We start from the raw sequence: 5,550 nt of genomic DNA on the forward strand, positions 1-5,550 counted from the left end.
CTAACCGATACTAATGAACCGTGAGGCTTAACCTTACAACGCCGAAGATGTTTTGGCGAAGAGACGACATTCAGCTTGATACAGATTAGATTAACCGGCGAAAAGCGGGTTAATAACAGAATTTGCCTGGCGGCTGTAGCGCGGTGGTCCCACCTGACCCCATGCCGAACTCAGAAGTGAAACGCCGTAGCGCCGATGGTAGTGTGGGGTCTCCCCATGCGAGAGTAGGGAACTGCCAGGCATCAAATAAAGTGAAGAAGCCCATCCTGACGGATGGGCTTTTTTGCGTGTGTGCGGGGGTAAAAACCGCCGGGCTGAACGTATTGTGCAGGCCTGATAAGCGCAGCGCATCACGCACATCGCAGCACCATCGGGTGCAAAGCAATATCCTGAGCCTCCATAACACAAGCCATCCTGCGGTATATGCGGTAAACTAGGCGCGATTTTGCATCAGGAAAGCGTCTATGAATCACTCCCTTAAAGCCTGGAACACCTTCGGTATCGATCAGCAAACGAATGAACTTGTCTGCGCCGAAAATGAACAACAATTACTGAATGCCTGGCAATTAGCCAATGCATCGCATCATCCAGTACTGATTCTGGGCGAAGGGAGTAACGTCCTGTTTCTTGATACCTTCCAGGGTACGGTGATCGTCAATCGTATTAAGGGTATTGAGATTACAGAGCAACCTGATGCGTGGCATTTGCACGTAGGCGCGGGTGAAAACTGGCATCAGTTGGTGTGCTATGCGCTGGAGCACAACATGCCTGGCCTGGAAAATCTGGCACTTATTCCGGGCTGTGTCGGCTCATCGCCAATCCAGAATATTGGTGCTTATGGTGTGGAACTTCAGCGTGTTTGCGAATATGTGGACTGCATTGAACTGGCGACTGGCAAACATCTGCGCGTTAACGCAGCAGAATGCCGTTTTGGTTACCGTGACAGCATCTTCAAGCATGAATACCAGGATCGTTTCGCAATTGTAGCCGTTGGTCTGCGCTTACCTAAACAGTGGCAGCCCGTTTTGACTTACGGTGACCTGACGCGTCTGGATCCTACAACAGTTACACCTCAGCAGGTTTTTGATTCAGTCTGTCATATGCGCACGACAAAACTGCCCGATCCGAAAGTAAACGGTAATGCGGGTAGCTTCTTTAAAAACCCTGTTGTCACTGGGAATATTGCACAGGAGCTCCTGGCTAAATTCCCAACAGCACCTCATTACCCGCAGGCTGATGGTTCTGTGAAACTGGCAGCAGGCTGGCTTATCGATCAGTGCCAGCTAAAAGGTATGCGCATTGGTGGCGCGGCGGTACATCAGCAGCAGGCACTGGTGCTGATCAATGCAGATAATGCGACGAGTCAGGATGTAGTGCAACTTGCACACCATGTGCGCCAAAAAGTCGGTGAGAAATTTAATGTCTGGCTCGAACCAGAGGTCCGGTTTATTGGTCCGCAGGGTGAAATGAATGCTGTGGAGATCATTGCATGAAGGATAATACCGTCCCTCTGACGCTTATTTCATTATTGGCCGATGGAGAATTTCATTCCGGTGAGCAGCTCGGTGAAACGTTGGGAATGAGCCGTGCCGCAATCAATAAGCATGTCCAGACGTTGCGCGACTGGGGGGTTGATGTCTTTACTGTTCCAGGTAAAGGATACAGCTTACCGGAGCCTATCCAACTATTAGATGCCTCACTTATTCATTCTCAACTGGATGGTGGAAATATCACTGTCCTGCCGGTTATCGACTCAACCAATCAGTACCTGATGGACCGAATAGGTCAGCTGGAGTCAGGGGATGCCTGCGTCGCTGAATATCAGCAGGCCGGGCGCGGTCGCCGTGGTCGGAAATGGTTTTCACCGTTTGGTGCCAACCTTTACCTCTCAATGTTCTGGCGGCTGGAACAAGGACCGGCCGCCGCGATTGGCCTGAGTCTGGTTATTGGTATCGTCATGGCTGAGGTTTTGCGCGATCTGGGTGCGGATAAAGTCCGTGTAAAATGGCCCAACGACCTCTATTTACTCGACCGTAAACTGGCAGGGATCCTGGTTGAACTGACCGGTAAGACAGGTGATGCCGCGCAAATTGTTATCGGCGCAGGTATTAATATGTCCATGCGCCGGGTTGAAGAAAATGTGGTTAATCAAGGCTGGATTAACCTGCAGGAAGCGGGCATTAACATTGACCGTAATACCCTTGCTGCCCGACTGATACGTGAGTTGCGCGCTGCGTTGGTGCTCTTTGAGCACGAAGGTTTAGCACCGTATCTGTCTCGCTGGAAGAAACTGGATAACTTTATCGACCGCCCGGTAAAACTTATTATTGGTGATAAAGAAATATTTGGTATCTCTCGTGGAATAGACGCGCAAGGTGCATTATTGCTTGAACAAAATGGCGAGATCAAACCCTGGATGGGTGGAGAAATATCGCTGAGAAGTGCTGAATAATAAAAAGGGGAGCTGAGGCTCCCCTTTTGTATTTATTTACGTAGCCTGACTTGCTCAACGGCATGATTGGCGCTTTTAGTCATAATCAAGCTGGCTCTTTCACGTGTTGGTAAAATGTTTTGCTTTAAATTCAGCCAGTTAATTTCTTTCCATAGCGATGTGGCAGTATTGATAGCCTCATCTTCTGATAATTTTGCATAGTTATGGAAATAAGAGTCCGGGTTGGTAAACGCCCCTTCACGGAATTTCAGAAAGCGGTTGATATACCACGTCTGGAGTAATTCTTCTGGCGCATCAACATAAATAGAAAAGTCGACAAAGTCAGAAACAAATACATGATGTGGATCGTGAGGATAGTCCATCCCGCTTTGTAATACATTTAACCCTTCGAGTATTAATATGTCGGGCTGGGCAACGGTTTTGTCGCCATCAGGGATAACATCATAGATGAGATGGGAATAGACCGGTGCCGTGACGTTAGGTACGCCTGATTTCAGATCGGAAACGAATTTAACCAAGCGATGCATATCATAGGACTGGGGGAAGCCTTTCTTCTTCATTAGTCCACGATCTTTCAATACCTGGTTAGGGTGGAGAAAGCCATCGGTAGTAATCAATTCGACCTTACGATGCTCTGGCCAGCGACTGAGCAAGGCCTGCAAAACACGCGCTGTCGTACTTTTACCGACGGCAACGCTGCCAGCAATACTAATAATATAAGGAATACGCTCGCCATTCGTGCCTAAAAATTGCTCCAGCACTGCCTGACGTCGCAGGTTTGAACTGATGTAAAAGTTTAGCAAACGCGAGAGAGGCAAATAAATCTCGGCAACTTCTTCCAGCGATAAGTCTTCGTTAATGCCTTTAAGACGAGCAATCTCTTCCTCGGTCAGGGTCATCGGCACGGAATCACGAAGCGCAGCCCACTGGTTGCGATCAAACTGTAGGTAAGGCGACGTTAACGCTTGCTCTTTTGTACTCATACGCATGGTCTGGCTGTCATTGCTATATCAGGTCTGCGGTAAAAAACGAAATCATCCCCGGTACGCAATGGCACGCACATTTCAGTTAATTTGGACAATGGGCAGGAGGGTAACACCAGATGAAGGGGAATAATAAGAAAAAATCATCCTCTGAAATGCAATGTGACGGGTATTCCAGATGTATAAAGATGTGCTTTCTCTCTATCGACGCGTGCATGCTGGAGCAAAATTCCTCCCTGAAGTGCACCTGGCGTTGGAAATTTGTCCAATCCAAAGAAGAAATAGATTATTTATCGGTCGCATAGTGCAAAATGTGAGCGATAGAACATTTTATGCAATTTTTTAGTTGCATGAGTGCGCATGTCTCCATAAAATGCGCGCTACTTGATGCCGACTTAGCTCAGTAGGTAGAGCAACTGACTTGTAATCAGTAGGTCACCAGTTCGATTCCGGTAGTCGGCACCATCAAGTCCGGTGGGGTTCCCGAGCGGCCAAAGGGAGCAGACTGTAAATCTGCCGTCACAGACTTCGAAGGTTCGAATCCTTCCCCCACCACCACTTTCTGGCAGCGTTATCGCCGCCTGAGTTGATTAAAAAATTAATCAGCTCGAACAGAAAAGAGAGAAATCTCTTTTTTGTTACAGAAAGAACTGGGTAGCCGAGTTTCAGGATGCGGGCATCGTATAATGGCTATTACCTCAGCCTTCCAAGCTGATGATGCGGGTTCGATTCCCGCTGCCCGCTCCAGACGTGCTGATATGGCTCAGTTGGTAGAGCGCACCCTTGGTAAGGGTGAGGTCCCCAGTTCGACTCTGGGTATCAGCACCACTTCACTTCTCCTTCCCGTTTCTCTCTGTTTACTTTTAAAAGCATTCAACAGCTCAGGTATATTGCCTGGTTGATGTGGTGATATCACCGATTTATCCGTGTCTTAGAGGGACAATCGATGTCTAAAGAAAAATTTGAACGTACTAAACCGCACGTTAACGTCGGTACTATCGGCCACGTTGACCATGGTAAAACAACGCTGACCGCTGCAATCACTACCGTTCTGGCTAAAACCTACGGCGGTGCTGCTCGCGCATTCGATCAGATCGATAACGCGCCGGAAGAAAAAGCACGTGGTATCACCATCAACACTTCTCACGTTGAATATGACACCCCGACTCGCCACTACGCACACGTAGACTGCCCGGGCCACGCCGACTATGTTAAAAACATGATCACCGGTGCTGCGCAGATGGACGGCGCGATCCTGGTTGTTGCTGCGACTGACGGCCCGATGCCGCAGACTCGTGAGCACATCCTGCTGGGTCGTCAGGTAGGCGTTCCGTACATCATCGTGTTCCTGAACAAATGCGACATGGTTGATGACGAAGAGCTGCTGGAACTGGTAGAAATGGAAGTTCGTGAACTTCTGTCTCAGTACGATTTCCCGGGCGACGACACTCCGATCGTTCGTGGTTCTGCTCTGAAAGCGCTGGAAGGCGAAGCAGAGTGGGAAGCGAAAATCATCGAACTGGCTGGCTTCCTGGATTCTTACATCCCAGAACCAGAGCGTGCGATTGACAAGCCGTTCCTGCTGCCTATCGAAGACGTATTCTCCATCTCCGGTCGTGGTACCGTTGTTACCGGTCGTGTAGAGCGCGGTATCATCAAAGTTGGTGAAGAAGTTGAAATCGTTGGTATCAAAGAGACTGCTAAGTCTACCTGTACTGGCGTTGAAATGTTCCGCAAACTGCTGGACGAAGGCCGTGCTGGTGAGAACGTTGGTGTTCTGCTGCGTGGTATCAAACGTGAAGAAATCGAACGTGGTCAGGTACTGGCTAAGCCGGGCTCTATCAAGCCGCACACCAAGTTCGAATCTGAAGTGTACATTCTGTCCAAAGACGAAGGCGGCCGTCATACTCCGTTCTTCAAAGGCTACCGTCCGCAGTTCTACTTCCGTACTACTGACGTGACTGGTACCATTGAACTGCCGGAAGGCGTAGAGATGGTAATGCCGGGCGACAACATCAAAATGGTTGTTACTCTGATCCACCCGATCGCGATGGACGACGGTCTGCGTTTCGCAATCCGTGAAGGCGGCCGTACTGTTGGTGCGGGCGTTGTTGC

The 5,550-nt window shown here is 49.3% G+C and carries 4 protein-coding genes, 4 tRNA genes, 1 rRNA gene and 1 pseudogene; 8 read left to right on the forward strand and 2 right to left on the reverse strand.

Annotated features, from left to right (window positions below; all coding sequences use genetic code 11):
* The first annotated feature begins 125 nt into the window (after positions 1–125).
* From rrf to birA, 3 genes are all read left to right on the forward strand, one after another.
* Positions 126–241, forward strand: a 5S ribosomal RNA gene (rrf, locus tag OGV98_RS12370).
* Between the two features lie 223 nt (positions 242–464).
* On the forward strand, positions 465–1,493 hold the full coding sequence (gene murB / locus OGV98_RS12375; RefSeq protein WP_087879613.1) for a UDP-N-acetylmuramate dehydrogenase: 1,029 nt from the start codon (positions 465–467) through the stop codon (positions 1,491–1,493).
* Entirely contained in the window at positions 1,490–2,452 is a 963-nt protein-coding gene (gene birA, locus OGV98_RS12380; protein ID WP_003031105.1) for a bifunctional biotin--[acetyl-CoA-carboxylase] ligase/biotin operon repressor BirA, read from the forward strand. Before murB ends, birA begins: the two co-directional genes overlap by 4 nt.
* Before the next feature lie 32 nt (positions 2,453–2,484).
* Here the strand turns inward: birA and coaA are convergent, their stop codons facing one another.
* A complete protein-coding gene (coaA, locus tag OGV98_RS12385) occupies positions 2,485–3,435 on the reverse strand; it encodes a type I pantothenate kinase (protein WP_286551578.1) in 951 nt (316 codons plus the stop codon).
* Positions 3,436–3,724: 289 nt separating this feature from the next.
* Positions 3,725–3,805 (reverse strand): annotated as a pseudogene (locus tag OGV98_RS12390) (hypothetical protein); the annotation flags it as partial.
* Between the two features lie 19 nt (positions 3,806–3,824).
* Between OGV98_RS12390 and OGV98_RS12395 the strand changes: the two are divergent.
* From OGV98_RS12395 to tuf, 5 genes are all read left to right on the forward strand, one after another.
* Positions 3,825–3,900, forward strand: a tRNA-Thr gene (locus OGV98_RS12395).
* A gap of 8 nt (positions 3,901–3,908) precedes the next feature.
* A tRNA-Tyr gene (locus OGV98_RS12400) sits at positions 3,909–3,993 on the forward strand.
* A 114-nt stretch (positions 3,994–4,107) separates the two neighbouring features.
* Positions 4,108–4,182: transfer RNA gene (locus tag OGV98_RS12405), tRNA-Gly, on the forward strand.
* Between the two features lie 5 nt (positions 4,183–4,187).
* Positions 4,188–4,263 (forward strand) — tRNA-Thr (locus OGV98_RS12410).
* A 118-nt stretch (positions 4,264–4,381) separates the two neighbouring features.
* The coding region (gene tuf, locus OGV98_RS12415; RefSeq protein WP_049014834.1) for an elongation factor Tu at positions 4,382–5,550 on the forward strand (1,169 nt) is incomplete at its 3' end.

Origin of the sequence: Citrobacter sp. Cf136, from assembly GCF_030333815.1 — a bacterium.
Taxonomy (GTDB): domain Bacteria; phylum Pseudomonadota; class Gammaproteobacteria; order Enterobacterales; family Enterobacteriaceae; genus Citrobacter; species Citrobacter freundii.